This is a genomic window from Corynebacterium matruchotii, from assembly GCF_011612265.2.
Taxonomy (GTDB): domain Bacteria; phylum Actinomycetota; class Actinomycetes; order Mycobacteriales; family Mycobacteriaceae; genus Corynebacterium; species Corynebacterium matruchotii.
In genome coordinates this window covers 2,230,616-2,257,394 of record NZ_CP050134.2, presented here as the reverse complement: position 1 = coordinate 2,257,394, position 26,779 = coordinate 2,230,616, and the positions used below count along the sequence as shown (strand labels likewise).

At 55.7% G+C, this 26,779-nt stretch carries 23 protein-coding genes and 1 pseudogene; all 24 read left to right on the top strand.

Translation table 11 applies throughout. From position 1 onward, the window contains the following. Positions 1–127 precede the first annotated feature (127 nt). Positions 128–1,045 carry a hypothetical protein gene (locus tag HBA49_RS10045; protein ID WP_244248367.1) on the top strand — a complete coding sequence of 306 codons (918 nt, stop codon included), beginning with the start codon at positions 128–130 and terminating at the stop codon, positions 1,043–1,045. A gap of 168 nt (positions 1,046–1,213) precedes the next feature. Then, positions 1,214–2,212: an ABC transporter substrate-binding protein gene (locus HBA49_RS10040; RefSeq protein WP_005524489.1), complete on the top strand. Its 999-nt coding sequence runs from the start codon at positions 1,214–1,216 to the stop codon at positions 2,210–2,212. 28 nt (positions 2,213–2,240) lie between these two features. Continuing rightward, the gene (locus HBA49_RS10035) at positions 2,241–4,424 is read left to right on the top strand and encodes a hypothetical protein (protein ID WP_225866058.1); all 2,184 of its coding nucleotides are present in this window, start codon (positions 2,241–2,243) and stop codon (positions 4,422–4,424) included. Between the two features lie 195 nt (positions 4,425–4,619). After that, positions 4,620–5,744: a hypothetical protein gene (locus tag HBA49_RS10030; RefSeq protein ID WP_112767105.1), complete on the top strand. Its 1,125-nt coding sequence runs from the start codon at positions 4,620–4,622 to the stop codon at positions 5,742–5,744. Beyond that, the gene (locus tag HBA49_RS10025; protein ID WP_005524141.1) at positions 5,741–6,742 is read left to right on the top strand and encodes a FecCD family ABC transporter permease; all 1,002 of its coding nucleotides are present in this window, start codon (positions 5,741–5,743) and stop codon (positions 6,740–6,742) included. The genes HBA49_RS10030 and HBA49_RS10025 overlap by 4 nt, the downstream gene beginning before the upstream one ends. After that, positions 6,739–7,815, top strand: a complete 1,077-nt coding sequence (locus HBA49_RS10020; protein ID WP_005524020.1) for a FecCD family ABC transporter permease — start codon at positions 6,739–6,741, stop codon at positions 7,813–7,815. Before HBA49_RS10025 ends, HBA49_RS10020 begins: the two co-directional genes overlap by 4 nt. Before the next feature lie 14 nt (positions 7,816–7,829). Then, on the top strand, positions 7,830–8,618 hold the full coding sequence (locus tag HBA49_RS10015; RefSeq protein ID WP_005524036.1) for an ABC transporter ATP-binding protein: 789 nt from the start codon (positions 7,830–7,832) through the stop codon (positions 8,616–8,618). Positions 8,619–8,719: 101 nt separating this feature from the next. Continuing rightward, entirely contained in the window at positions 8,720–9,709 is a 990-nt protein-coding gene (locus HBA49_RS10010; RefSeq protein ID WP_005524424.1) for an ABC transporter substrate-binding protein, read from the top strand. A 210-nt stretch (positions 9,710–9,919) separates the two neighbouring features. Then, positions 9,920–12,085 carry a hypothetical protein gene (locus HBA49_RS10005; RefSeq protein WP_005523899.1) on the top strand — a complete coding sequence of 722 codons (2,166 nt, stop codon included), beginning with the start codon at positions 9,920–9,922 and terminating at the stop codon, positions 12,083–12,085. Positions 12,086–12,105: 20 nt separating this feature from the next. After that, positions 12,106–12,984 carry a hypothetical protein gene (locus HBA49_RS10000; protein ID WP_005524179.1) on the top strand — a complete coding sequence of 293 codons (879 nt, stop codon included), beginning with the start codon at positions 12,106–12,108 and terminating at the stop codon, positions 12,982–12,984. Positions 12,985–13,146: 162 nt separating this feature from the next. Beyond that, entirely contained in the window at positions 13,147–13,794 is a 648-nt protein-coding gene (locus tag HBA49_RS09995; RefSeq protein ID WP_005524731.1) for a metallophosphoesterase, read from the top strand. A gap of 61 nt (positions 13,795–13,855) precedes the next feature. Then, positions 13,856–14,209, top strand: a complete 354-nt coding sequence (locus HBA49_RS09990; protein WP_225866057.1) for a DUF1304 domain-containing protein — start codon at positions 13,856–13,858, stop codon at positions 14,207–14,209. 120 nt (positions 14,210–14,329) lie between these two features. Continuing rightward, positions 14,330–14,971 (top strand): lipocalin family protein, encoded by a 642-nt coding sequence (locus HBA49_RS09985; protein ID WP_005524471.1) that lies wholly within the window; start codon positions 14,330–14,332, stop codon positions 14,969–14,971. Between the two features lie 166 nt (positions 14,972–15,137). After that, positions 15,138–15,464, top strand: a complete 327-nt coding sequence (locus HBA49_RS09980; RefSeq protein ID WP_040431329.1) for a hypothetical protein — start codon at positions 15,138–15,140, stop codon at positions 15,462–15,464. A 278-nt stretch (positions 15,465–15,742) separates the two neighbouring features. Beyond that, on the top strand, positions 15,743–16,111 hold the full coding sequence (rplN, locus tag HBA49_RS09975; RefSeq protein ID WP_005519735.1) for a 50S ribosomal protein L14: 369 nt from the start codon (positions 15,743–15,745) through the stop codon (positions 16,109–16,111). 3 nt (positions 16,112–16,114) lie between these two features. Beyond that, positions 16,115–16,429 (top strand): 50S ribosomal protein L24, encoded by a 315-nt coding sequence (gene rplX, locus HBA49_RS09970; RefSeq protein WP_005519737.1) that lies wholly within the window; start codon positions 16,115–16,117, stop codon positions 16,427–16,429. A 2-nt stretch (positions 16,430–16,431) separates the two neighbouring features. Then, positions 16,432–16,992, top strand: a complete 561-nt coding sequence (rplE, locus tag HBA49_RS09965; protein WP_005519738.1) for a 50S ribosomal protein L5 — start codon at positions 16,432–16,434, stop codon at positions 16,990–16,992. A 169-nt stretch (positions 16,993–17,161) separates the two neighbouring features. Continuing rightward, positions 17,162–17,950, top strand: coding sequence for a hypothetical protein (locus HBA49_RS09960; protein WP_244248366.1), 789 nt, complete (start codon positions 17,162–17,164; stop codon positions 17,948–17,950). Between the two features lie 59 nt (positions 17,951–18,009). After that, complete coding sequence (locus HBA49_RS09955) at positions 18,010–18,945, top strand: hypothetical protein (protein WP_005524164.1); 936 nt, start codon at positions 18,010–18,012, stop codon at positions 18,943–18,945. 435 nt (positions 18,946–19,380) lie between these two features. Next, positions 19,381–20,094 (top strand): hypothetical protein, encoded by a 714-nt coding sequence (locus HBA49_RS09950; protein ID WP_050773664.1) that lies wholly within the window; start codon positions 19,381–19,383, stop codon positions 20,092–20,094. Between the two features lie 96 nt (positions 20,095–20,190). After that, positions 20,191–21,588, top strand: a complete 1,398-nt coding sequence (locus HBA49_RS09945) for a glycoside hydrolase family 32 protein (RefSeq protein WP_050773665.1) — start codon at positions 20,191–20,193, stop codon at positions 21,586–21,588. Between the two features lie 121 nt (positions 21,589–21,709). Further along, complete coding sequence (locus HBA49_RS09940) at positions 21,710–23,707, top strand: sucrose-specific PTS transporter subunit IIBC (protein WP_005524250.1); 1,998 nt, start codon at positions 21,710–21,712, stop codon at positions 23,705–23,707. A 306-nt stretch (positions 23,708–24,013) separates the two neighbouring features. Continuing rightward, positions 24,014–25,810, top strand: coding sequence for an efflux RND transporter periplasmic adaptor subunit (locus HBA49_RS09935; RefSeq protein WP_225866056.1), 1,797 nt, complete (start codon positions 24,014–24,016; stop codon positions 25,808–25,810). Positions 25,811–25,894: 84 nt separating this feature from the next. Further along, positions 25,895–26,545 (top strand): annotated as a pseudogene (locus HBA49_RS13025) (ABC transporter ATP-binding protein); the annotation flags it as partial. Positions 26,546–26,779: the final 234 nt, after the last annotated feature.

Sequence of the window (26,779 nt, the reverse complement as noted above, 5' to 3'; positions counted from 1 at the left end):
CTTTGCTCTCGCTCTTGAAAAGTCGATCACGCCCGTGCGCAATCCAAAATCTCCTCCATGTGCGTGCGGGGGAAAGTGCGTGAATATGCAAAAAAATAAGATCTCTGCTACCGCAACTCGCAGGTTTATGGCTGGTGCCTTGTCGGTTGCGCTCCTTGGTGGCGGCCTTGCTGTCGTTCCCGCTGTTGCAACCGCGCAGGATGCACAATGTGTTGTCAATGAACCGCGTAAAGGCAATGGGGTGGGTGAACTATCGTTTGACAAGCAGACCTACAAACCGGGTGATGTCGTAACTATGACCGGTACTGGTTTTGCTGCTCGTCCTAGTGACGGTTTCCTTGGCATGAAGTTGAATTCCAATAAGTCGGAGTGGCCAGCAGATCAAAGCGCCGGTGATAATTTGGAATACAATGAGGGTAACGCCACGACATTGGAAATCCCGGCGGCAACAGTTGGGAATGGCAATTTCACCGTGCGGGTAGTATTGCCGGCATTTGATGCCAAATTCCAGGCTGGTAAGCAGGTGATTACCCTTCTGGGTGGTAACGATGGCGGTCCGGTCGCATCCCGTAGCGCCGTCATTTGGGTCAATGAAACCGGTGATGATTCTGACGCCTGTGGTGCTACCCCAAGTGTGAAACCGCAACCAGATCCGCAGCCACAACCAGAGCCCTCGCAACCGGAAAAGACTTCAGAAGCCCCAGCGCCAAAGCCAGATCCGCAGCCACAACCAAAGCCTTCGCAACCGGAAACGACTTCAGAGGCTCCGGCACCGAAGCCGAGCAAGACCTCGGAGCCGGAAAAAACCTCCGAACCTGCAAAAACCTCGGAAAAACCGAAGCCTTCACAAGAACCGCAAAACAATCTTAACAAAGGCGTCGAGAACCTTCTGAACTACTTCAAGGACGGCACCAACGTACGCAAGGTCGTCATTGCCGTTGCCTCCGTTTTGGGCATCGCCGGTTTGGCTACCGCAGTCTTGGGGTCACTGGTCAAACTCAATTTGATTCCCCGTGATTGGTTCCCGCCACAATTCCGGTTCTAATCATTAAAAATGACAATAATCCCCGCTCATAGGCCTTGCTGGTCATGACGGGGGTTCTTGCATCATTAATTTATAGGCAATAGCTGTGGACTGCGCTTTTCGACGAGGCAAGGCGCTATAGATCTCGTCGAAAAGCACAGGAACAAAAATAGAAAGAAATATACTGTGATGAATAAAAAATTTAGCCGTCGTCACTTCCTGGGCCTCGCCGGACTTAGTGCCGCCGGGCTCGCATTATCCGGGTGTAATGGTGGTAAAAAAGCCAAAGTACAGGGTGGCAGCAGGACGGTAAAAGACCTCGACGGCAATGAGATTGAAGTGCCGGCAAGTCCGCAAAAAGTAGTTGCCATGTCCGAACCCACGCTTGATAATGCGTTGGCCTTAGGTGTGCCACTAGTGGGTGCTACCGCAGGTCGTGGCCAATCAACCATCCCCAACTACTTGAGTGATAAGGGCAAAGATATTCCCATCCTCGGTAACGTTGCGCAACCCAATTTTGAGGCCATTGGTGCTGCCAAACCGGACCTCATTCTGGTCGACGGTACCAGCGTGAATAATAACCAGCCAGTGCTCGACGCGTTAGCAAAAATCGCCCCAACCGTGTACACCGGCTACCCGGGTGGTGATTGGCGGGAAAACCTGCGGCTCACCGCCGATGCCCTCAACATGGTGGACGAAGCCGAAGACCTCATGAAGGACTACGACAAAAAAGTCAAAGACGCCACCAAAAAACTAGAAAAATACCAGGATAAAACCTTCAGCATTATTCGCTGGCAAGGCAATAATGCTGCTCTGATCCTCAAAGAACTACCGGCCGGCCGGGCCCTCACTGACCTGGGCCTCAAACGCCCCCCGGTGCAAGACAGGGAAGGCAAAGGACACTCGGAACCAGTGTCGCAAGAAAACCTCAGCGATATCGATGCCGACTATATTTTCTTCGGCACCCTAGGCGGTTCCTCAGTGGGGAACACCCAGGCAGGCGGTTCCGTAGATACCGAAGGCGCCAAAGAAGCTATTGCTGAAGCCACCAAGGTTCCTGGTTTTGAAGACCTTTACGCCTACCAAGAGGATCACATCATTCCGGTTGACGGTTCCCTGTGGACTTCTACCGGTGGTGTGTTGCTCATGAACACAATCGTCGATCAGGTTGTCGAATTCCTGGTATAAAACTCGCCCCCACGTTAAGGATCGCACTATGGTTACTTCTTCCAAACCAGCTCGTCGAATACCCCGCCGAGCTCGGCGTACCGCCGCTGTCATCACAGCATCGTTGCTGACGTCCGGATTCTCAATGGCAAATGCTATTGCTGAAACCCCTCAACCCGGTAATGATGCTACAGAAGTAACGAAACAAGCTGGTAACGTGCCGCATGAAACAGCGGATAATATAGGCGAATCAAAGCATGCCACTACTGATGCGGCTACTGAACCACCAGATAATCATGCCGGCATGACTTCGACCTCTGAGCCTACTTCCGAATCACCTGCTAGTGGGCAGAAACCTGATGCAGCAAGTACCGAGGGGGCAAAAGAACCAGTTGCATCTGAAACGGCAGGTGAGACAAAGACGAATTCATCACCAGAATGTCTTCCTGACTCCGGGCGCACCCCAGTCCCCGAAATTGTTGGTGGTATTACCGCTGATAACACGATTCACATCAAGGGCAAGGATTATTGCAACGCGAAGGGCGGTGGCGCCAAGATTGCCATCAAAGTAGACGGGAAGAATACCCATCGCCTCCAGCCGCTTTCCATACCATGGGATCCCAACAGCGACAAAAAGGGGGACGATACCATTTGGTTCCTGGCTGAGGCCAACAATAATGGCGACTTTGACATCAATATGCCGCTTCCTAATGGAACAACAACCGGTGAGAACGGGACAAAAGAAGGGGTTTTTGAAGACGGCAGGCACGTTATCCAATTTCTTAGCGGTTCCTTGCAAGATGATGACCCAGTATCTGGGGTAGAACTGACCTTTGTAAAAGGCAAATACCATCCGCTATGGGCTCCTGGCAAAGCCATTGCGAACAGTAAATTCACTCCTGAAAACCAGACTGTGGTCGCAGCCCAAGACGGTGGCAAAATAAAAGTCACTGTTTCCACTGGTCAACCCGGTGACTGGGTTTATGCCATCCCCTATGTTGAGAATAAAACTGTTGAGAATAAAACCGTATGGAAGAAACGTGAATGGTGGCCGACTGGGAAGAACGGTTGGCATCAGCTTGATGCCAATAAGCAATTCACCATTCAGGACACCAGCAAGGTGGAAGCCGGTACTTTTCGGTTAGCGGTTGTCAACGGTAACGAGAATAAATATGGGGAATTTATTGGGTGGACACCTTTTCGCTTCGAAGGTTCTTCGAGTGATAAAGCAGGTAATCAATCTTCCGGTAATTCACCGCAAGATATTGATAAATCCCTCAAGGACGTCAACTCGCAGATAAAAAAGGTTGATACCGCGTTTGATGGGATGCTGAAATCCATGGGGCTTGGTGCTGCAGGTTCTGGTGGATCTAATAACGCCAAGAAATCCACAACCCCTACCACCACCTCACCTAGCAATAACCCCGATGCCAGTAATAATACGACAGCAGGGGAATCGTCCAAGAAGAAAAAATCAAAAAAGAAAACCACTACAACCACCAGCGCATCTGGTGGTAATGCAACCGTGGGGCGAGCTACAACTACTGGTGGGGTCCGGACCGCAGCCACTACACGTAGTGGCGGAACTGTAGCGGGCGGCGCCAAACCTGTTACCGCTAGTTCTAACAGTGCTACACGTACCACATCTGGCAATTCCGCAGGTTCTCCTAACTCTACAGGCTCTAATAATTCTGGTGGTTCCACTAACACCAACAATGGGTCGTCGGCTAGTTCGAAACCGCAGCCGAAAAACACACCAAAACCACCGGTGAAGAGCCGCGACCAGCTCACCAAGAAAAACGTCTTCGGGGTCACAGGAAAACTGAAGAAGGAAGTCCTCACCATGAAGATTCCCAAACTGAAGGCAGGTGATTGGGCATACCTGTACGTGTACTCGGCCGACACATCGCAAAAACCCGTGGGGGTTTCCTGGATCCAGGTTGATTCCACCGGTGCGGTCAAACTGGACACCAAGGATTTACCGGATGGTGAATATACTGTTGCCGCAGTCGACGAGAAAGGCGACCTGGTTGGCTGGGTTGATGTGAAGCTGGGCGACATTAAGAATGCCGCAGTTTCCGATGGCAACGAGGAATCAGACGATGAGATTGTGGCAGCCCAAGTAGGAATGATGGGTGCCGCCGACTGGTGGTTGATTGGCATCTCTGTGCTCATCCCCTTCGCAACTGCTGGTGTTATTTATGTGTTTCACCGATCACGCCGCAGCAACTAGTTTTAGAGGATTAGAATGACTTTTCGAATACATAATATCGCTCGGTTTGCGGCTACCATTGGTGTTTTGACTCTGTTTTGGGGTCTTTCCTATATGCCTTCTGCATCTGCATTACCCCCCGGAGGTGCGGCTACAGTCAACACCCCTGGTACATCTTCCAGTGTCTCACCCGATTCCGTAGAACAGTGCGGCTCTGTGAGCTACGAGGTGAGCGGCTTTCCCGCAGGTGAAACCGTGAACGTGAAGATTGATGACGGTAATGTTTCTGGCGGTGATAAAAGTGTTCAAGGCCAGGGTGTGGTTGATGAACAAGCAATTGGGAATGATGGTCGAGCCTCTGGCAGCGTCGAAATCTCTTGCGATTTTCCTACCGGTATGCATACGTTACGTTTCCTAGCCACTGGCGGACCACGGAATGAAGGATACACTAACCGCAGCCCCGAATTTGAGGTTACCGCAAAATCTGGTGGGGGAGGAGAATCAGGGGATTCGAATAACTCGGACAGTGGCGCCTCTGACTCTAATAGTGGGGATAGTACCTCTGGTACCACTTCGGCTGGTGGGGCTCATGGTAATAATTCCGCCTCGGGTGGCGGTACCACAAGTCGGGGGAACACTGCTAGCGGTAGTCGAGGTAATTCTGCCAGCAGTGATGATGACGACGATGATGACGAGGACGAATCTACCTCCTCCGGTGGTGGAGGTGGCGGTGCTTCGGGTGGGGCTGCCCGCGCCGGCGGTGGTGGCAGCGCATCCTCCGGTGGCGGTTCTGGTGGTGGCACCAGTTCCGGTAGCACCAGTAATGGTTCCAGCCGTGGCTCCTCAGGTGGCGGTAGTGGCAGTAGTGGCGGAAGCAGCGGTGGATCCGGCTCTGGTGGCAAAAACTCGTCGTCAAGCAAAAACGGCGGCAGCGGCGGCTCCACGAAAGCATCCGGCACCAAAGCCGCCGGATCAGCCAAAAACGCAACCGGTAATAAGGCCAAGGCCAGCGGTTTCTCCAATAAAAAGTCGAAGAAAAAATCCACCAACAGCGACGGGCCATCCAACGGCGGCCTCTTCGACAAGGCTGCACAAGATGAAGAAATCACCCCAACCGCGAACTCGGTACCATACATTGGGTTCTTTGTCGGGGGCGCAATCCTGCTTGTTGGCATGACCGCCATCAACGCGTGGCTCTACCTCCAACGCAACGCCGCCGCTACCGCAGCAGCCACCGCCGCGGCCGCAGTCAATGCAGCCAACCAGCGCAACCAGCAGGAGCAATCGCGCCAGGACGATAACCCCTTTGACGTCTTCGAGACCGGAAACTACCGTTCATGAGTCGAAGCAATCGGATAGTAGGATTCATAGGGATCCTCGTAATATTAGGCGCAGCATGCCTGGCATCAATACTGTATGGGTCGAAAGCGATCTCCGCCAGCGACGTATTCCTGGCCATGCAGGGGCTGGGCGACCACGAAACCTATGTGGTCGTTGCCGAACAGCGAGTACCCCGAACCTGGGTGGTCATCATTGTTGGCGCAGCCCTCGGCGTTGCCGGGGCCCTCATGCAAGCGCTCACCCGCAACCCGCTTGCCGACCCCGGAATCCTGGGCATCAACGCGGGGGCATCACTCGCCGTGGTTACCGCAGTCGCGTTCCTCGGCATACACGGCATCACCGCCTACGTGTGGTTTGCCCTGGTGGGGGCCACACTAGCGGCCATCGGCGTATACCTGCTAGGCGGCGCGGGCCGGGTGAACGTGACCCCCGCGAAACTCACCCTGGCCGGTGTGGCGATCTCCATGGCAATTTCTGCCATGGTGCAAACCGTGCTGTTGAGCAACCAGGAAGCCTTTAACGAATTCCGATATTGGGCTTCCGGCTCGGTCGAAGGACGCGGTTGGGACGTGTTCGCCACAGTCGCCCCATTCATCGTGATCGGCCTGATCCTGGCGCTCATCACGGCACCAGCATTAAACGCGCTCGCCCTCGGCGACGACACCGGTAAAGCCCTGGGTGTGCAAGTAACCCGCACCCGCACCCTGGTCATCATTGGGGTGACACTACTCGCCGGCGCCGCAACCGCCGCGGTGGGCCCCATCATGTTCGTCGGACTTGCCGTGCCCTACCTGGCGCGCGCAATCTGCGGCACCGATCAGCGGCTAGTCATACCGACCTGCATGATTGCCGCGCCCGCGTTTCTGCTGCTTGCCGACGTTGCCGCCCGCGTCATCGTTATGCCCGCGGAGGTACAGACCGGCATCATGTCCGCCCTGGTGGGCGGCCCAATCTTCATAGCCATTGTGCGCCGTAAAAACCTGGAGACCTTCTCATGACCAACTTCGCAGTGGCCACCACATCGGATACCGGGCTGCAGGCCACCACGAACACATCCCGATTTCGCACCATTGCTGGTATCCGCCTGGAACGCAACACCGTCCTCCTCGGGGCCATATTGGTCGCAATTGTTTTCGTGGCTATGATTGGCGCGTTATCGCTGGGCGACTATCCCATGACCGCCTGGGAAACCATCGCAAACCTGTTCGGTTTCAGCGATGATTATTTGGGCCAATTCTTCGTCCAAAGCCAGCGACTACCACGAGTCATGGCCACCATCGCAGTCGGCGCTGCCCTGGGGGTGTCCGGCTGCATCTTCCAGCAATTATCTGGGAATACGCTGGGTAGTCCGGACATCATCGGGTTCACTACCGGGTCCGCCACAGGTGCGGTGGTGACAATTATCGTCCTCGACGGTTCCCCCATCGCCACGGCAGTGGGCGCATTATTAGGCGGCGCCGGGTCCGCCCTGGCCGTGTACGCGCTCACCTTGAGCAACGGGAAACTGTCGGCGGCCCGCCTGGTGCTGGTAGGCATCGGCATGGCATCAATCCTGTCAGCAGTGAACGCGCTGCTCATGGTGAAAGCATCAATCAACGCCGCCCAAACCGCCGCCCAATGGTTGGCAGGCTCGTTCAACGCCACCACCTGGGGCGAAGTAGGGTTTGCCCTGTCCGCAATCCTGGTGCTGGTACCGGCGGCTCTGCTGCTGGCTCGACCGCTATCGGTCATGATTACCGGCGATGACCTGGCGATCGGTTTGGGCGTGGATGTAGAGCGGCGGCGCCGGGAGCTCATGGTCGTCGGTGTGGCCCTGACCGCGATCAGCGTGGCGGTGGCTGGCCCAATTGCGTTCGTGGCGTTGGCGGCACCGCAGCTTGCGCGGCGCATCAGCCGGGCCCCCGGGATTGGGATGGGAAATGCGGCGCTCATGGGCGCAGCCCTGGTGGCCGTGAGCGATATTATCGCCCAACGGATTTTCGCGCCCACACAATTACCTGTCGGGGTGGTCACCGGCCTGCTTGGTGGCGTTTACCTCGTGTGGTTGTTGGGCCGACAATGGCGGAAATGAGAAATAAGGATACTATGACCACTGCGACAACAACTCCGGCCCTTCAGGCACGTAATCTCTCTGTTGGCTATGGTGGCGCCAACATTATTACCGACCTCAACGTTTCCATTCCCACCGGTGAATTCACGGTCATTGTGGGGCCCAATGCGTGCGGCAAATCCACGCTGCTCCGGTCGCTGGCCCGGGTGCTGCCGGCCCAGGGGACGGTGCTGCTCCAGGGGGAAGACATTCACTCTATGGGTACGAAGGAAATAGCTCGCATCATGGGGTTGCTTCCCCAAAGTCCCACCGCCCCGGACGGCATTGTGGTCTACGACCTGATTTCCCGGGGTCGCTACCCCCACCAGGGGATTCTGGGCCGGTGGACGCACGAGGATGAGGTGGCGGTAGAACGTGCCATGGCGAAAGCCCGGGTGTCTGGGCTGCGTGACAAACGCATTGATGAGCTGTCCGGTGGGCAGCGGCAGCGGGTGTGGCTGGCCATGGTGTTGGCGCAGGACACGCCGGTGGTGCTGCTGGATGAACCCACCACATACCTGGACATCACCCATCAGGTGGAGGTGCTCAACCTTGCCCGTGACCTGCAGCAACAAGGGGTGACGGTGGTTGCGGTGCTGCACGAGCTCACGTTGGCGTTCCGCTACGCCACGAATCTCGTGGTGATGAAACAGGGCACGATCGTGGCGGAAGGCCAGGTGACGGAGGTAGTGACAGAATCGCTACTGAAAGAGGTATACGCGCTTGACTGTCGACTGGTCGATGATCCCGAAACCGGTCGTCCCATTGTGGTGCCCAAAGCGTAGCAGGCTGCGGCCGAGTTGTTGTATAAAAAACATGTACAAGAGTGCGCTTTTCGACGCTGCGTTAGGCGTCGAAAAGCACTAGTCATAGTGTAGGGAAAAACATGTATAACAAACAGCTCGGCCGCCGTGCCTTTCTCAGCCTCGCCGGCCTCACCGCGGCGGGGCTGGTGCTATCGTCGTGCAAAAAACGCCAAAGCGGTACCCGAATCATAAAAAACGCTTTTGGCGACAATATTGTGGTGCCCGCCGGGCCGGAACGGGTCGCCGCCATGTCCGAACCCACCTTAGATAACGCCCTCGCGCTGGGGGCGACACTGATCGGTGGTACGGCAGGTCGTGGGCAATCCACCATTCCTAGCTATCTAGAAGATAAAGGACATGGTGTTCCCATACTTGGCAATGTGGCGCAACCCAGCTATGGGGCTTTAAAAGAAGCCAAACCGGATCTCATTCTTATCGATGGCACCAGCATTGGCACCGACCAACAAGTAATCGAATCGCTGACGGCCATCGCACCCCTCGCATACACCGGTTACGCCGGAGGTGATTGGCGGGATAACCTTCGGATCACCGCGGATGCCCTCAATATGACGGGCGAAGCCGATGATCTCGTGTCCGACTACAACGGAAAGGTCAAGTCCGCTCAGCGGAAACTGGAAAAATATCGCAATAAAACCTTCAGCATTGTTCGATGGCAAGGCGATAATGCTTCCTTAATACTGAAGGAACTTCCCGCAGGTCGCGCCCTCACCGATTTAGGGCTGGATCGACCCCCAAACCAGGATCGGGATGGTGAAGGCCACTCCGAACCCGTACCTAGAGAAAACCTTGCCAATATCGACGCTGACTATATTTTTCTGGGCACCTTGGGGGGAGACGACGAAGTGGGAAGTGGGGGAGGCGCTGGTACAGTTGACGTTGAAAGAGCTAAGAAAGTGGTCGGAGAAGCCGCCAAAGTGCCGGGTTTTACCGGGCTGCGTGCCTACCAAGAGGATCACATCATTCCGGTGGACGGTTCGTTATGGACATCGGCCGGTGGTGTGCTTCTGATGAATACAATTGTCGACCAAATCGTCGGACTTCTAGTATAATGATATCCCCACAATATTTAGGATTGCATCATGGTCTCCTCATCAAAGTCTCATTACCCATCGCGTCGGTCACGTCGGACTGCTGCAGTTATTACTGCTTCACTACTGACTTCGAGTGTTTCCCCGGTAACCGCATTTGCACAGGACCCTGTCAAAGATGCTAACAATTTTGTTCAAGGACTGGCCGGGAACCTGCCGCAGGCACCTGCGATGCCGGGAATCCCCGCCGCTCCGCCACCGGCAAACGGGGGTAATGAAACGAAGCCCTCCGATACGGCTGCCGCGCCCTCTGCGACAACGCAGGCATTGCCCGACCTGGCAAACTCGGTACCCACCGATGCAACCAAAGCCACCCAAGATGTTGTTGATAAGGTTACACAGGGAGTGCAGGCGTTCAATGATACAGTCAAGGCTCCCGAAGAAACTTTCGAACTTGAGGTGGATGGCGAAGGCACCACCGACAAGGCCAAGGTGACCATCACTAAGAAGATTACTGACCCCGCCAACGGTAAAGTGCATTTGAAGGGTGAAAACTGGAAGAATAAGGATAATAAAGGCTCAACCATTCTGGTCAGGCTCAAGGGCTACGACGCCCAGACTGGTGCTGAAAACATCTTCAAACAGGAAAACCCCGCAAGCCAACAATCGCCCGCCGATGGCAAGGCCGCCGACCCGGAAATTTATTGGAAGATCGAGGCCAAGGAAGACGGTACTTTTGAGCGGGACTATGACCTTCCCAACCTTACCCCAGGCCAAGGTCTCAAACTTGAGTTCGAAACGAATGCCGCAACTAATGACTTTAGCCGCAAAAAGACCACCGAATCCCTGGTCATTGGTGGCACAGAATACGTAGAAAAACAAGCGGCACCCGCGCGAGCAGTGCCACGGGCTATGGCTGCCGAAGCCGCAGCGAAAGCCGCCGAAATCGAATCCACCGCCAAGGAAGCCGCCGAATCCGCAAAGGCTGAGGCCTCGGCCACGGGTTCTGCTGTCGCTAATGCTGTGATGGCTCCGCAAGCTCCGGGCGGATCGGCAGAACCCACCGACTCGGGCAAGGCGACCGCGTCCACCACGCCGTCTGCCGCGCCCAGCACGCAGCCATCCACGTCCAGTACTGCACAAACGCCCCCCTCCACCACCCCCTCCACCTCAGGGACGGCCTCGTCTAAAACTTCGACACCCCCAAATAATTCGGGAACCTCACAGTCAACAACCGCATCAACTCAACCCCCCAAGGATGATTCCAGCTCCACCGACACCATTAAAGACATCAACTACCTCTTGAAGGAAATCAAGAATTTTGACAAAGCATTCGAAAACCTCCTGGGTGCCGCGGCACTAGCTGCCCTCAGCTCATCTGGCGGCAGTAACATTCCCGGACTTCCCGGTGGGTCGAATAATTCGACAAAGACCACCGCACCCACCACCCCACGGGCTGGCGGGCAGGCTAGAAACGCCGGCGGCAATAAAACCGGCACCGGTACCAGCGGCAACGGCACGGCAGGGAAAGCACCTACCGGGGGTGCCTCGGGAGGTAAGTCGACCGCAGGCGGCGCCGCAGCAGGTACGAAAACCACCCAAAAAGGCACGTCAACCAATGCTTTGAGTGGCCTAGGAAGCCTCAGTAGCCTGCTCGGCGGCACCGGTCGGGGAACCAGTGTGGGCGGCACCCGGACCTCCGGCACGATAACTGGTGGCGCCACCCGTTCCACCAACGGAACCGGGGCTACCCGAACCACCACTGGCACTAATGGCACCAGCCCAGCCACCGGGGCCCGCGTCATCAATCCCAATACCAATGGGCGTGCCGCCGCCGGGGCTCGCGCGGCCGGTGCTGCCGGAGCCGGCTCCGCCAAGGCAACCACCAGCAACTCCGCGTCGGCAAGCTCGAAGCCGCAGCCGAAACATACCCCCAAACCACCGGTGAAAACCCGCGACCAACTCACCCAAAAGAACGCCCATGGTGTGACTGGGACTCTCAAAAACGAGACCCTCACCATGAAAATTCCGCGGCTGAAATCCGGTGACTGGGCCTACCTATACATCTACTCTGCTGACACCACCCAGAAACCAGTCGGCGTCGCCTGGGCGCAACTCGACTCCACCGGCTCCGTCAAACTCGATACCAAAGACCTGCCCGACGGCGAATACACCGTCGCCGCAGTGGACGAAAAAGACCAACTCGTCGGCTGGGTCGACATGAAACTCGGCGAAATCAAGAACGCTGCTGTTGAGGGCGACAACAACGACAAGGTAGTCGCGGCACAGGCCGGGGTCATGAGTGCCACCGACTGGTGGATGATCGGCGCATCCATGCTCATCCCACTCCTTACGGCCAGCATGATCTATGCGTTCCGACGTCCTCGACGCAGCTGACCGAACCCCCAAGGAAAAGCATGACCTCCCGCACGCATAACGTCGCAGCCGTTGGCGCTATAGCCCTGTTCTGGGCTATATCCACCACACCGACGGCCTTGGCCACGCCCGCCGCCAACCCTAAACCAGACACGCCCAACACGTCGTCCTGGATTTCCAGCACGTCCGTGGAACAATGCAGCACGCTTGATTTCGAAGCGCACGGCTTCCCCAAAGGTCAAACCCTCAACATTGCGCTTGACGACGACCAAGAGGCTGACAAGCAGCCCATCGACGATACCGGCTCAGCGTCGGGAACAATCGAAATCCCATGCGATTTCCCCACCGGTACCCACCGCCTTCACTTCACCTCCACAGACGACTACACCAGCTACAGTCCCAACTTTGAAGTTACTGCAAAACCGGCGGCCACGAGCGAGGCCGCCAATAAGCCCAGCGCCACTCCCAGCCGCGATAGCGCCCACCTTGCCAGCGGAACCGGCCGAACCAACAGCAACACGGAACCGAACGCGGGTTCGAACGCCGGCAACCGGGGTGCGTCGCAAAACCGTAGCGGAACAGCGAAAAACACGACGGAAACTGCTGCACACAATAAAGTCAAAGCCACCGGCTTCACCGCCCAGCCCACCACCGTGCCTAACAACGGTGGACTTTTCGACAAAAACGCGGACGAAGCCATCCCCACCGCCATTTCGGCAGCCGGATCCATTCCTTATATTGGATTCTTCGTGGGTGGGGCAATCCTGCTCGTGGGCATGACCGCCATCAATGCTTGGCTCTACGTGCAACGCAACGATCCGCGTCGGGATCGGTACCGTGATCGTCGAGATCGTGATTGGGATCGGTGGGATCGAGATCGTGACCGCCGAGACCGCTGGGATGATGAACCACTAGACTAGCGCAGGTTTACTGTGGGGGTTGCGGCGTGAAATGACACCGCCACCAATAATGATGGCGGGCTACTCATTTCTCGCACAGATCCCTTATGTGGCTATATCAACGGAATCGATACAGTTATAGCTGAGTATTATTTTTTCGTAACCAGGGATAGAATGGTCGCCATGAAAGATTACTTTATCTCCGATCCACACTTTGGTCATCGACTAGTTTCCCGGTTACGGGGCTTCGATGACCCTTATAAACACGACCGTTATCTTTATGAACAATGGATGGATAAGCTGCCATCTAATGAGCGAATTCGCCTATGGATGCTTGGCGACCTTTATTGCGGCAAACCTCCGGCGGAGGAAAAAGCCCTGCGATTTATTGCCCAATTCCGCGACGATCTTCTTTCCCGTAAAAACACCGACATGTGGATGGAAGCACTATTAGGCAACCATGACCAGGCTCATCCCATGAAGCGAAATAATTTACGCTCCTTACGCAACTTCAATCGAGTATTCGACAGCGTCCAAACCGTGGCGCGGTACTCGCTTAACGGCTCATTAGTAATGCTGCACCATTTCCCCTATTCTGGCGACTACGAGCCGGAAAAAACCATGCAATTCCGCCTGCATGATCTCGGGCAAACCCTTATCCACGGGCATACCCACTCCGGTGAACAAATCTCCTGGTCCGACAAGGGCACCCTCCAGGTGAACGTCGGGGTGGAGGCCTGCCCCGGTTTCGCACCGATGAGTAGCGAGGAGGTAGCCAAGGTCATTGCCGAGGCTAGCCGCCAAAAACCAAAATCCCCGCAAAAACAGTAGGTTTAGTGGGGTAGTGCGATAGCGTCAGTATGATGCTCGTATGCTGATGATAATCGCACTCATGTTTATCTCCCTTGCAGCCCTGCTGCACGTATACATCTTTTACCTAGAGGTATTCGCGTGGGAGAAGCCCGCCGCTCGAAAAGTGTTTGGTGAGGCCTCGGTCGAAGAGCTGGCTATAACTCGATTCTTCGCCTACAACCAAGGTGTGTATAACCTCTTGCTGGCAATCATTGCCGGCATTGGGGTGGCAATGCGCAATCCCGCCCTGATGCTGGCCGGGGCTGGTTCCATGGTTGTGGCTGCTGCTGCGCTGGCGTTCAAGTCCCCGAAACATCGTGGGGCGGCCATGAAACAGTGCGTGTTCGCGGTCATCGGCGTGGTCTGCCTGGTGGTATCACTCCAATCCGCATAATGAACAAAATCATACAGGAACAGGTAAGTCGTGGAGATTATCAAAGGCATTGTGCTTGCCTGAATATCGCAATAAGCTTGAGTTAGTTTTTGTTTATATTGTGAATCGAGGTTGTGTGTTATGCGAAAATTAGTTTCTCTTATTGCCGCAGTGGTGGTGTCCGTTGGGGCACTCACACCGGTGGCACAGGCAGATGATATTTTCAACGGCGGTCGCTCCAGCGGTGGTTCTTCGCAGTTGATCCCACCTGGCATTACGGGATCTGAGCTGCCGGAGATTGACGGATCGGTGGACCTTACAAAGTATGTGGGCAAGTGGTACCAGGTTGCAGCCGTTCCGCAGCCATATACGCTTCAGTGCGCGAATAACACCACCGCTGAGTACAAGTTGGTGAACGATACAACCATTTCGGTGCGTAATTCGTGTGGTACCTCGTTAGGCCAGCAGTCCTTTATTGATGGCTCGGCAACCGTGCGGTCGAAGGCTTCGCTGCGGGTGAATTTCCCAGGTGTGCCGTTCCAAAAAGAAGATGGCGCAACGAACTACCGGGTGACGTATCTGGCTGATGACTACTCGCTGGCGATTGTTGGTTCACCGAATCGGTCGGCTGGTTTCGTGCTCTCCCGCACGCCGCAATTGTCGAAAGAGCAATGGCAGATGGTTCGTTCCACCGTTGAATCGCGTGGCTGGTGGTCGTGTGCATTCTTGACTGTGCCAATGGCAGGTGGCCGCGGTGACGCCGTGCCGGTGTGCAGCTTGTAGATTAAAGAGTACACGCTAGCGGTGCCGTTGATGCGGGTTACCCACACTGCACGGCCCAGGTGGCCCCAGTGTCCCATCTGGCTGGACATGTGCTGAGCTGGAGTTTGGCGAGGGGAGTAAACTCTAGCTCAGCATCTTTGCGACTGTACTTGAGGGTGGTGTGATCATGGCGAAAGATATATTTCAACGGGTCGCTGACGAAGCCCGTCCGCCTGCAATATGGGGTCGGCCAGGGTGCGGCCCACCTGATTATGCTGTTTATGTGCTTTTGGATGATTTAGTGGAGTCCGGTGCGTGGCTTGACCTGGAACTCAAAAGGCCGTTTTTGGCGTTGTGGGTGAATGATCAGGATTTCGATAATCCTGATTTAGATGATCCTATCGTTGCGCTTGGGCAATCGGATCTGCGCAAATTCGCAGCAATGGATCCGGTAGTTGACCTGGAATCGCTACGAGGCATGCACGTGAAACTTGTTTACGACGATGAAGTATAGCTTCGTCGCAAAACCCAAGCTGGACTTTCCCGATTCAGAAGGGGGTGCCGAGGCGTCGTAAAGCTAGAACTCCAGCTTCAGTCGATGTGCCCGCCCGTGGTGTGAGCCCAGGAGCCGCGAGTCCGCGTCGGGAATATTTGCGAATTTTACCCCCAATGTGGTTGAATAGCGGGGTTGTTCCCATGCTGCATCTTCGTGTAATGGGGGCGGCATGTACATAGACCGCGTGTGGCAGTCCAGAAATCTGTCACACATAAAATTGAGGTCAGGAGACCAAAGTGATTCAGCAGGAATCGCGTCTGAAGATCGCCGATAACACCGGTGCTCGGGAGATCCTGTGCATTCGCGTGTTGGGCGGTTCTACCCGACGCTTTGCTGGCATTGGCGACGTGATCGTCGCTACTGTCAAGGAAGCAACTCCCGGCGGCAACGTCAAAGCCGGTGAAGTTGTGAAGGCTGTTGTTGTCCGCGCCAAGAAGGAAACCCGTCGTCCCGATGGTTCCTACATTCGGTTCGATGAGAATGCTGCCGTGATTATTAAGAACGATAACGAGCCGCGCGGTACCCGCATCTTCGGCCCGGTTGCCCGTGAACTGCGTGACAAGAAGTTCATGAAGATCGTTTCGCTTGCCCCGGAGGTGATCTAACTTATGAAGGTGCATAAGGGCGATATGGTTTTGGTTATTTCCGGCCCCGACAAGGGTGCCAAGGGCAAGGTTATTCAGGCCTTTCCGCAGAAGGATAAAGTGCTGGTTGAAGGCGTGAACCGGGTGAAGAAGCATGTTGCTAACTCCGCCCCGGAACGTGGTGCTTCTTCCGGCGGCATTGTCACCCAAGAAGCCCCCATCCACGTGTCCAATGTGATGGTGCTGGACTCCGATGGCGTCCCCACCCGCGTTGGCTACCGGTTTGATGAGAACGGCAAGAAGGTCCGTGTCTCCCGTCGTACTGGGAAGGACATCTAAGCATGAGCGAGAATTACACTCCCCGGTTAAAGACCCGGTACCGTGAAGAAATCCGCACCAAACTCAATGACGAATTCAACTACGACAACATCATGCAGATTCCTGGTGTCGTCAAGGTTGTTGTGAACATGGGTGTCGGTGCTGCTGCCCGCGACTCCAAGCTCATCAATGGTGCCTTGGAAGATCTGGCCCTGATTACCGGCCAAAAGCCCGAACTGCGGCGCGCCAAGAAGTCCATTGCTAACTTCAAGCTTCGTGAAGGCATGCCCATCGGCGCCCGCGTGACCCTGCGCGGCGACCGCATGTGGGAATTCCTGGACCGGTTGCTGACCGTGGCCCTGCCCCGTATTCGTGACTTCCGGGGCCTGTCCGACCAGCAATTCGATGGCCACGGTAACTACACCTTCGGCCTGACTGAGCAGACCATGTTCTATGAAATTGACGTGGACAAGGTCGATCGGCCCCGCGGTATGGACATCACCGTCGTGACCTCTGCCACCAACAATGACGAAGGCCGGGCGCTGCTGCGCGAACTGGGCTTCCCGTTCAAGAAAGAGCAGTAAAACCCGCTGCGGCAGTTGCACTGCCGCGCGTAGCCACCTTTAGGGGTGGCTTTTGGTGTTTTTAGGATAAGGTGCCTACCTGCGGGTTTTGGTCCTAAGGTTGCTACCGTTCATGGGTTACGGTTGGTATGACCAATGGTATGTCGGCGGGAAACCCAAGGAGGACGCCATGAAACCCGCAGCTGTTATCACCACACTAATTTTGGTTGTGGGAGTGCTTATATCCCCGGGGGCCGCCGTGGCCCAGACTGCCCGTGGTACCAATCCCTACCAGGTGCGATACAAGAATGGGCACTGCATATTCAGCCTCGATGAGACAAACCCAGAGGCCAGAAAATACCTGGCTGACAGCGATCTTATAAATCGAAGCTATGTCATGGAGGCGGTGGCGCGGGAGGTGCCCGACTTTGGCCCCTTGGTGGCGGATAATCCCCGGTTGGAAAATAAACTGGCCACCGATCCGACATACCAGAAGCGGTGGGGCAAGGTTGTCGCAAAGCTCAAAAGTGCAGGATACACCGGTAACGACATCATGTGGCTGGATGCCATCACGCTAAAGCGGGGTGTGCGCGATCTGGATGAGGAGGTGGCTCATGCGATCACCCCACGGGAGGCGATGTTTGCGGTAAAGGCCCAGTCGCGGTCTGCTCGGATGTATTATGCGCCATCGAAATTGGGGGCCGATGAGGTTGATGGGGAGCTGGCGCCGCAGCACTATTGGCGTCGTGACGCCCCTTATCCCGAGTTGTCGCAGAAGATCACCGGTCCCGCCAACGCCGGCTATCAGCAGCTCGTCGAGCGGGCCCGTACCTTCGCTGGCTACCGTTACGATGCGCTGATGGAATGCAGCGGCAAGGGGGAGCCACCGGCGCCGAATCCGTCGCTTCGCAAGGATCCCATTGTGCAGTCGTATACGATTATTTCACAGGTTAGTCCAGTCCTGCTTCCTGCCTTTTAGCTTGCTTTTCGACGCTCGGGGCGTGCCTTTATACTAAGTATGGGAATTGAAGGAGAGGCATGAACACCACAACAACTAGGCTTATGGCGGCGCTTATCGCCATCACGGCATTAGCGCCTGCTCCGGCTCTCGCAGCAGATGGCACGAATCCGTATACGGTGAAGCTTGATAATGGCGTGTGTACCTTTGGAATCGACCTAAATAACCCGGAAGCACGGGCGTATTCCCAAGACAGAGGCTATATCAATCAAAGCTATGTTCTAGATAAAATCGCCAAGGAAGTACCCGAATTCGCCCCAGTGTGGGCTGCCAATCCTCGCCTGGAAAATAAACTCACTGACCCGGGATACCGCGTGAACTGGGATAAAGCCGTGGCCAAGCTCAAAGCCGCAGGTTATACGGATAACGACATCATGTGGATTGACCGGGTACTCCATAAGCGTGGCATGATAAGCCCATTGGCGGATGACACTGACCTCAGTAAGCCATTACCCCCGAAAGAGGCTAGGCGGCGAGCTGATATGGAACCTAAGGGCATTATGCAACACTATGCCTCCAAGATGTTGTATTACAACATTGATGAGAATGGCAAGATCGAGCTCTTCCAATATTGGTCACCGGCGGACAAACCATTGCCCGAGCTTTCCGAAAAAATCACCGACAAAGCCAGCGGTGAGGGGCACCTGCAATTAGTGAAACGCGCCAGGGATTTCGCCGGCTATCAACATGACATTCTAGAGGAGTGCGCGAAGCTCGGCGGGTTCGGTGCCGGCGCAGATACTTCATCACAATCAGCTGCCAAGTCGACTTCCGCATCTGGTCTGCCCACGGAACCCACCGTGACCAGCGGTTCCCGGGCAGCCAGCGACAGCATGTTTAGCAAACCTTCGCAGGATCGCAAGCCCGGTGGGGCGCTAGGCACGATTTACCGGATCATTAATTCGGTAATTGGGTTTTTCGTTCCGACATTATCCACCCCACTGCTGCCCGAATAGTCGGGTGCATCGGGTGCCAAGCTGGGGTTGTGGGGGAGGGGCGATTCGCGCAGTCGCCCAGAATACGGCGTGGCGGCCAACTCCAGCTCAGAAGATCTGAAGCCTCATTAGTTGCGGGCGTGACCCGCCCGCATGTTGGGCAAATCATGGGCATGATGGTCGGCGTGGGACGGTGCCCTGGTTTGCCAAGCTGTACTTTCTCGATTCAGGGCGTGTTGGCAGGGTGGCCTCAAGTCAGAACTCCAGCTCAGAACTTGTGATACCGGTAGATGACGGGGTAAAAATCTGGTGCGGGGGCGGCTAGGAGGACGCCACCTAAGGGTATCGGGTGTTCTAAGCTGGAGTTCCGCGGCACGGGGGTAATGGTGGTAGCACCAGTAATGCGTTTATGATTCGATATTTAGTAAAGTCCAATAACTTTGCCAAAGGATAATCATGAAAAATCGACTGGTGGCACTCATCGCCGCCGTGGTTGTCGGAATGTCACTGGTGCCACCGGTCGCCAGTGCCGAGGACGCCGAGGGCCCCAATCCGTTCACATTCACGTTCGCCAATGGGATGTGCAGCTTCGGCGTCGATGATCAGAACCCCGAAATGAAACTTTTCCGCCAAGACAGTTCCATCAACCGAAGCTATGTGTTTGACGAGGTCACCAAGGAGGTACCGGAATTTGCCGAGCTTCGGGCGATGAATCCCAAGCTGGAGGACAAAACCGATCCGGCCTACCAGGCGAAATGGAAGTTGGTAGCCGGCAAGCTGAAAACCGCCGGCTACACGGATGGGGACATTACCTGGCTGGACCGACAATTACGCAAAGGTCTGTTGCCCTATCCCTTGTCCGCCGCATACAAGCCCGGCAACAATCCCATCTCGCCCCAAAAAGCCAAGAAGTGGATCGACAGCGAAGACAAAGGGCGAACCCAGTTTTTCGTGTTTAAAAACTTCCGCTATCTGCTTGGTGACGGGCCACAGCTGCACGAGTATGTCTATTGGCTAGATGACGATCATGCGCCGCAGCCGGCCTCGAAGCTCTCGGCGAAAATCATGGATAAAGGCAATGCTGGGTTTGAATTGCAGCTGCATCGGTCAATACGTATGGCGGGCTATGGCCACGACAAGTTGGAAGAATGCGCCCACCTGGGCCAGTAGCGTTGGATTCTCCGAGCTCGTCGACGCTCAACCAGGGGAAACGTCGACAAGCATGAACCTATGACCTGTGATATGGGATGCATCTATCATGGCTGTATGAGTTCTGAAACATTTTTCCGCCCGCGGTATCACATCACACCGCCTCAGGGGCGCCTTAATGACCCGAATGGTGTGTTCGTCTCTCCACGCACCGGCCGGCTTCATGTTTTCTACCAACATGATCCGGCGTTTCCTTTTGGCAAGAAACACACCGGCTGGGGGCATGTCTCCGCCGAGCTTGACACTCTTCGGTGGTTGCATCATCCCGATGCGCTCTACCCCGATGTCGCCTACGACCTCGATGGCTGCTACTCCGGTGGCGCAGTCGTTGATGGCGAGCAGGTCTACCTGTTCTATACCGGTAATCTGAAAGAACCCACTGCGGATGGTGGTTTTGCGCGTCGGGCCACTCAAAACCGGGTGAATGCGGTCGACCCTGATGACCTGATGGGCGGCGTGTATCGGCGGGATGCGGCGAACCCGCTTATCGACGGTCCCGCTGCTGGATACACCGCCCACTATCGGGACCCCATGATTACCCGTGACCCCCACGATTCCCACGATGGGTGGCGCATGGTCATTGGTGCCCAGCGGGAAGACGAAACCGGGACGGTGGTGCTCTATCACAGCGATGATCTGCACAACTGGAATTTCGTGGGGGAACTGGAGTTCGATACCACTAATGCGGCTCCGGGTACGGCTCCGGACCTAGTGCCGGGCGGCTACATGTGGGAATGTCCAAACCTGATTACTCTGCGCGATGCGGTGACCGGAGAAGACCTGGACATTCTGATTATCTGTCCGCAGGGCCTGGAACCTGTGACTACCGATACCGCTACTCACTATGCCAGCAGCGATCAATGTGGCTATATCGTTGGCAAGTTGGACGGCACCCGGTTCACAGTACTTCGAGGATTTAGTGAATTAGATCACGGGCAACAGTTCTATGCGCCACAGATCACCGGATTCAGCGAAACCTCAGGTTTATTACTTGGCTGGATGGGATTGCCGGGACAGGATGATACTCCGTCGGTAGCAGCGGAAGGATGGGTGCACTCGCTCACCGTGCCACGGCGGGTGGAAGTACATAATCATGTGCTGCGGCAAACCCTGATTGTACCCGAATCTGTCCGGAATGGTGAGATTAATCACATGGATTCGGGAATTTTGTGGCATTCGGAACGTCTGGACGGACACGAAACCACATTAGTGATTACTGGGTCACAGGGGACAATAGGGGCAACTATTCACTATCTTTCGGGGGCGGATCCGGTGCTAGAGATTGATGTAGCAGGTGACGTACGCCGAGTTCCGTGCCCGCCTGGTGAGTTGACTGTTTTTGTGGATCGTAGTGCGGTTGAGGTTACAGCTGCTGATGGAGCCATTGCTGCTAGTTTTGTTACCTTCCCAAATGTCAATGAGATTTGGAGCACAATCGCAAGAAACTGTGATTAGCTATTGTCTTTATGTTGCAATGATTGTTTAATAGAGGGGGTAGATAATCGGGCTTCGCAAAAATGTGAGTTTGTGTGGTTTTTGGGGAGTTTCGATCAACTAAACATAGGGAGAAGTTCTTATGCAACATAAAGAGGTTGCTGACCGCGTCCTTAAAGCGGTCGGCGGCGAAGACAATATCGTCGCCGCAGCCCACTGCGCAACCCGCCTGCGTATGGTGCTCAAAGATTCAAAAAAGGTTGACCAAAAGGCTTTGGACAACGACCCGGATCTGAAAGGCACCTTTGAAACTGGTGGGATGTTCCAAATTATCGTTGGTCCGGGTGACGTCAACACGGTGTTTAAGGAACTCGACAACGCTACCAGCAAGAGTATCGCCGTCAGTACCGAGGAGCTCAAGGAAGTGGTTGCCAATAGTGGCAACGTCTTTACCCGCTCGATCAAGGTGCTGGCGGATATTTTTGTGCCACTGATCCCCATCCTGGTCGGTGGCGGTTTGCTCATGGCCCTGAATAATGTGCTCACCGCTAAAAACCTGTTTGGCGAATTATCCCTGGTGGAACAATATCCGCAGATGGAGGGCCTAGCCGGTCTGATTAACCTGCTGGCCTCAGCACCATTCGCCTTCCTGCCGATCCTCGTGGGCTTCACCGCAACCAAACGATTCGGGGGTAACGAGTTCCTGGGTGCCGGTATCGCCATGGCCATGTTGAGCCCGGACCTGGTGAACTTCTACAAAATGGCCGAGGCCGAGGCTCAAGGAACCATCGAGCAGTGGAACCTGTTTGGCCTGTTTGTGGATAAGATCGGCTACCAGGGCACCGTGCTGCCGATCCTTGTGATCTCCTGGGTGTTGGCTACCATTGAGAAGTTCTTCCACAAGAAGCTCAAGGGTACCGCGGACTTCCTTATTACCCCGATGCTCACGCTGCTCATCACGGGCTTCCTCACCTTCATCGTTATTGGCCCGATCATGCGTAGCCTCGGTACCGCCCTGGGCCATGGGCTGCAAACTGTGTACGAGGCGGGCGGTCCCATTGGTGGTTTCCTGTTTGGTTTGGTCTACTCGCCCATCGTTATTACTGGTCTGCACCAGTCGTTCCCGCCGATCGAATTGCAGCTGCAACAACAGGGTGGTTCGTTCATCTTCGCTACCGCATCCATGGCCAATATCGCCCAGGGTGCCGCAACATTGGCTGTGTTCTTCCTGGCCAAGGGCGAGAAGCTCAAGGGCCTGGCTGGTGCCTCCGGTGTGTCCGCTGTACTGGGCATTACCGAGCCCGCTATCTTCGGTGTGAACCTGCGGTTGCGCTGGCCTTTCTTCATTGGTATCGGTTCCGCCGCTGTTGGTGGCGCCCTGATTGCCCTGTTGAACGTGAAGGCCGTTGCTCTGGGTGCCGCTGGCTTCCTGGGCGTTGTGTCCATCAAGGCTGAAGACATGGGCCCCTTCATGATCTGCGCCGTGATTACCTTCATCGTTTCTTTCGCCGCAGCCTTCGCCTATGGTCGCTACCTGGCACAACGTAACGGCAGCATCGACCCCGATGATGTGGGTGCCGCCGTCGATACCAGCACTGACGCCGCACCCGTTGTGACCACCGAGGTTGCTGCGGAGAACGCCCTCCCGGTTATTGCCCCGTTGACTGGTGAAGTCAAGCAACTGTCAGCCGTGTCCGACCCGATGTTCGCCCAAGGCAAGTTGGGTGCCGGCCTGGCGATTGTCCCAACCGTGGGTAAACTGACCGCGCCGATCAGTGGCAAAGTTGTGGTGGCATTCCCATCCGGGCACGCGTTCGCCATCCGTGGCAAAGGCGCCGACGGCAAGAACGTCGATGTCCTCATGCACATCGGATTTGATACCGTGAATCTCAAGGGTGAGCACTTCAAACCTGCTGCACAACAGGATGATGAGGTGCAGGCCGGCGACCTGTTGGGCGAATTTGACATCGATGCCATTAAGGCCGCAGGATATGAGGTAACCACCCCGATTGTGGTGTCGAACTCGAAACGCACCGGCCCGGTGATTCCTGCCGCAGGTTTGCCATTGCCGAGTAATATTACTGCTGGTGATGCACTCATGACGGTTGATCCGAAACCGGTCCCAGCCGAGGCTCAGTAATTCAATTGCTTTTCGACGCCCCTAGGGGTTTGCCCTGAGCGTCGAAAAGCATTATTTTTTATATCGTAACCTCAGGAAAAACTCAGACTCATACCACAGTATGAGTCCGACATCAGGGTTTCCCCCCACCCCAAAAGCGTGCTAGGCCGTGCTGCACAATTGTTACTATGCTAATTTTACTTTCGATACCGTTAATTCAGGAAGCAGAAAGGCATAGCAGCAGTGAGAATAAAAAACCTTAGTAAGCGTAAGGTGTTTTTCATTATCGCCGCAGCGGTTGTGATAATCACATTGATAGGCGTAGCCATGTATTCGTTCTTTGCGAATTCATCCGCCATCACATTAGCTTCCTCTGATGTTCAGGTTCTTGATAAGCGTGATAATTCGCAGCGCGTCGCCGTGTCCGGCAACGTAGAACCCCAAAAATCCATGGTGCTCTCCACCCGACTCACCGGCCCGGTCAACCAACTCAATGTCAAAGTGGGAGACCGGGTACAGGCGGACCAATTGGTCGCCAACCTTGATGTCACCGATAAAGAAACCGAATTAGCGAAAAGCAAGGCACAAGCAGCCACCAACGAAGCCAATTCCATTGCCGAAATCAAGGGCGCTGAATCCCGCTACAACCGGTATAAGGAACTGCTGGATAACGGTATGAACCAGGACATTAATAACGCCAAGGCCGCATTGCGCACAGCCGAATCCGCTTACGATGAGGCAAACCGCAACTTCCAGCTGGAAAGTGCCCTGCGTGGCAATGGGAAGCAGCAAGACATCGCCGCCCAACAGTCCAAGATCGAAAATGCCCGCCAGGACAGCATGAACACTAACGTTGAGGCTGCTCGCATGGGTCTCAAGGCGGTAGGAACCCTCCAAGACCAGGACACGGAACGCCGATCACTGGCCACCGAGCAGAGCAATCTTGCGGAGCTCAAGGCCCAACTCGATGGGGCTAGCCCGGAGCAGCAGGTCCAGATCCAGGCGCAAATCAAGGCATCCGAAGAGCGGGTGGAAACCCTGCAAAACTCCGTAAACAAACAATACCGTAATACTATTGACTCCGGGCTGGATGCCGCCGACGTGACCAATAAGCTACAGGCCGCCGACCGGAACCTGCGGGAATCCCAGGACAGCTACGAGGCCACCTTGGCTCAGGCCGACAATAAGCTCGTCACTGATCAACGTAATGTCGCTAAGACGTTCGAAGAAAAAAAGGATGCTGCTACCGCGCTTGCCGTGGCGGAACGCAATGCCCAATTCCAAATGGAAGACAATCAGGCCGCCATTGATAATGCGGTGCGGAATGCTCGGGCTGCCCAGGCCTCCAATAATGCCGGCGATAACCAACTCAAACTCGATATCGCCTCCGCACAGATTCGCGCTCCCTTCGACGGGGTGGTCACCAATGTTGCCGCCAAGCAGGGGTCGGCCGCGAATGGCGCCCTCATGACCATTGCCGATGATGCCCGCATGATTGTTCACGCCAATGTGAAAGAAATCGACGTCGCCAAGATTGCCGTTGGTCAGCGGGTGGAATTCACCACCCCCGGTACTGGTGACAAGAAATTCCAAGGTAAAGTCTCCTTCGTCTCCACGGTTGCGGCACCACAGGAAACCCCAGCGACTCCCGCCAGTGGTGGCTCGGCCGGTGGTTCCGCTTCCGGTGGATCGTCTGGTGCCAGTGGCAGTAATAATAAGGTGAACTTCCCCGTTGAGATCGAGGTGCTAGGCAATAAGGGAACCCTGCGGTTGGGCTCCACCGCCAAGGCCCGGATTATTACCCGGGAGGCCTCTGATAAGATGGTCATCCCCCAATCTGCCGTGTACGAAGACCAAGGCAAGAAAAAAGTCCTGGCCATCGCCGCCGACGACACCATCGTGGAACGCACCGTGAAACTGGGCAGCAAGACCGATTTCGATGTGGAGGTTCTTTCCGGCGAGGCAAAGAAGGGTGACAAGATCCTGGTGGATGCCGCGAAATACCGCCAATCCGTGGGGCAGAAAGCCACAGTCGACACCGCAGCCCCCGGGGGCGCGGATGGTGCCGGCGCTAGCGGTGCCAGTGGGACTGCAACAAGCACCGCCGCGGCAGAAGTACGATAGCCCCCGAGTCAGGGCAGTGAAAGGCAGAAAATGGCGAAGAAACGCAACCCCGCGGAGGAAACCGACTCCGACCTGCTCATCGACATGCAGGACATTGTCAAAACCTTCAATATCGGCACCCCCAACGAACTCACAATCCTCCACGGTGTGAACTTTAACCTGGCGCGCGGCGAATTTCTTTCCGTGGTCGGTACCTCGGGCTCCGGCAAATCAACCCTCATGAATATTATTGGATTATTGGATAAGCCCACGTCCGGAACCTATAATCTCGATGGCGTCGACGTCCTGGAGCTTTCCGACGACAAGGCCGCCCTCTACCGTTCCAAACACATTGGTTTCGTGTTCCAGAACTTCAACCTGATTGGGCGCATCTCCGCGCGTCGCAATGTGGAACTCCCTATGATGTACGCCGGCGTAGACCGCAAGGACCGCACAGAACGCGCCAACCATCTACTAGAAATGGTGGGCATGCAGGAGCGCGCCGATCATTTGCCCGCCGAACTGTCCGGCGGCCAAAAACAGCGGGTAGCCATTGCCCGGGCGCTCAGTAACTCGCCCGATCTCATGCTTGCCGACGAGCCCACCGGTGCGCTCGACACCGCCACCGGTCGCATGGTCATGGACCTCTTTCACGACCTGAATCAAAACCATGGCGTGACCATTGCACTCATCACCCACAACCCGGAGTTGGCGGAGGAAACCACCCGCATTGTCACCATGAACGACGGCATACTGACCGGCCCGCCGGCCCCCCAGAACGGGATTGTGCCGGCGGTCATGCTTGCCCCTGCAACCGGCCCGTTTACTGCAATCACGCCTGACGATATTGCGGCCGCCGAGGCCAAGGCTGCGGCGGCTTCGCAATCACCGACAAATGCAACGCCAGCAGCTTCGACGCCGGCTGCCGGGGCATCATCGCCAACGCCGGCCCCCAAGCCAGCAGCATCAGGCAAACCAACGGTGTCGACC

Coding starts and splice junctions, on each gene's coding strand:
- HBA49_RS10045 (WP_244248367.1), top strand. CDS start 128: ATGGCTGGTGCCTTGTCGGTTGCGCTCCTTGGTGGCGGCCTTGCTGTC.
- HBA49_RS10040 (WP_005524489.1), top strand. CDS start 1,214: ATGAATAAAAAATTTAGCCGTCGTCACTTCCTGGGCCTCGCCGGACTT.
- HBA49_RS10035 (WP_225866058.1), top strand. CDS start 2,241: ATGGTTACTTCTTCCAAACCAGCTCGTCGAATACCCCGCCGAGCTCGG.
- HBA49_RS10025 (WP_005524141.1), top strand. CDS start 5,741: ATGAGTCGAAGCAATCGGATAGTAGGATTCATAGGGATCCTCGTAATA.
- HBA49_RS10020 (WP_005524020.1), top strand. CDS start 6,739: ATGACCAACTTCGCAGTGGCCACCACATCGGATACCGGGCTGCAGGCC.
- HBA49_RS10015 (WP_005524036.1), top strand. CDS start 7,830: ATGACCACTGCGACAACAACTCCGGCCCTTCAGGCACGTAATCTCTCT.
- HBA49_RS10010 (WP_005524424.1), top strand. CDS start 8,720: ATGTATAACAAACAGCTCGGCCGCCGTGCCTTTCTCAGCCTCGCCGGC.
- HBA49_RS10005 (WP_005523899.1), top strand. CDS start 9,920: ATGCCGGGAATCCCCGCCGCTCCGCCACCGGCAAACGGGGGTAATGAA.
- HBA49_RS10000 (WP_005524179.1), top strand. CDS start 12,106: ATGACCTCCCGCACGCATAACGTCGCAGCCGTTGGCGCTATAGCCCTG.
- HBA49_RS09995 (WP_005524731.1), top strand. CDS start 13,147: ATGAAAGATTACTTTATCTCCGATCCACACTTTGGTCATCGACTAGTT.
- HBA49_RS09990 (WP_225866057.1), top strand. CDS start 13,856: ATGTTTATCTCCCTTGCAGCCCTGCTGCACGTATACATCTTTTACCTA.
- HBA49_RS09985 (WP_005524471.1), top strand. CDS start 14,330: ATGCGAAAATTAGTTTCTCTTATTGCCGCAGTGGTGGTGTCCGTTGGG.
- HBA49_RS09980 (WP_040431329.1), top strand. CDS start 15,138: ATGGCGAAAGATATATTTCAACGGGTCGCTGACGAAGCCCGTCCGCCT.
- rplX (WP_005519737.1), top strand. CDS start 16,115: ATGAAGGTGCATAAGGGCGATATGGTTTTGGTTATTTCCGGCCCCGAC.
- rplE (WP_005519738.1), top strand. CDS start 16,432: ATGAGCGAGAATTACACTCCCCGGTTAAAGACCCGGTACCGTGAAGAA.
- HBA49_RS09960 (WP_244248366.1), top strand. CDS start 17,162: ATGAAACCCGCAGCTGTTATCACCACACTAATTTTGGTTGTGGGAGTG.
- HBA49_RS09955 (WP_005524164.1), top strand. CDS start 18,010: ATGAACACCACAACAACTAGGCTTATGGCGGCGCTTATCGCCATCACG.
- HBA49_RS09950 (WP_050773664.1), top strand. CDS start 19,381: ATGAAAAATCGACTGGTGGCACTCATCGCCGCCGTGGTTGTCGGAATG.
- HBA49_RS09945 (WP_050773665.1), top strand. CDS start 20,191: ATGAGTTCTGAAACATTTTTCCGCCCGCGGTATCACATCACACCGCCT.
- HBA49_RS09940 (WP_005524250.1), top strand. CDS start 21,710: ATGCAACATAAAGAGGTTGCTGACCGCGTCCTTAAAGCGGTCGGCGGC.
- HBA49_RS09935 (WP_225866056.1), top strand. CDS start 24,014: ATGTATTCGTTCTTTGCGAATTCATCCGCCATCACATTAGCTTCCTCT.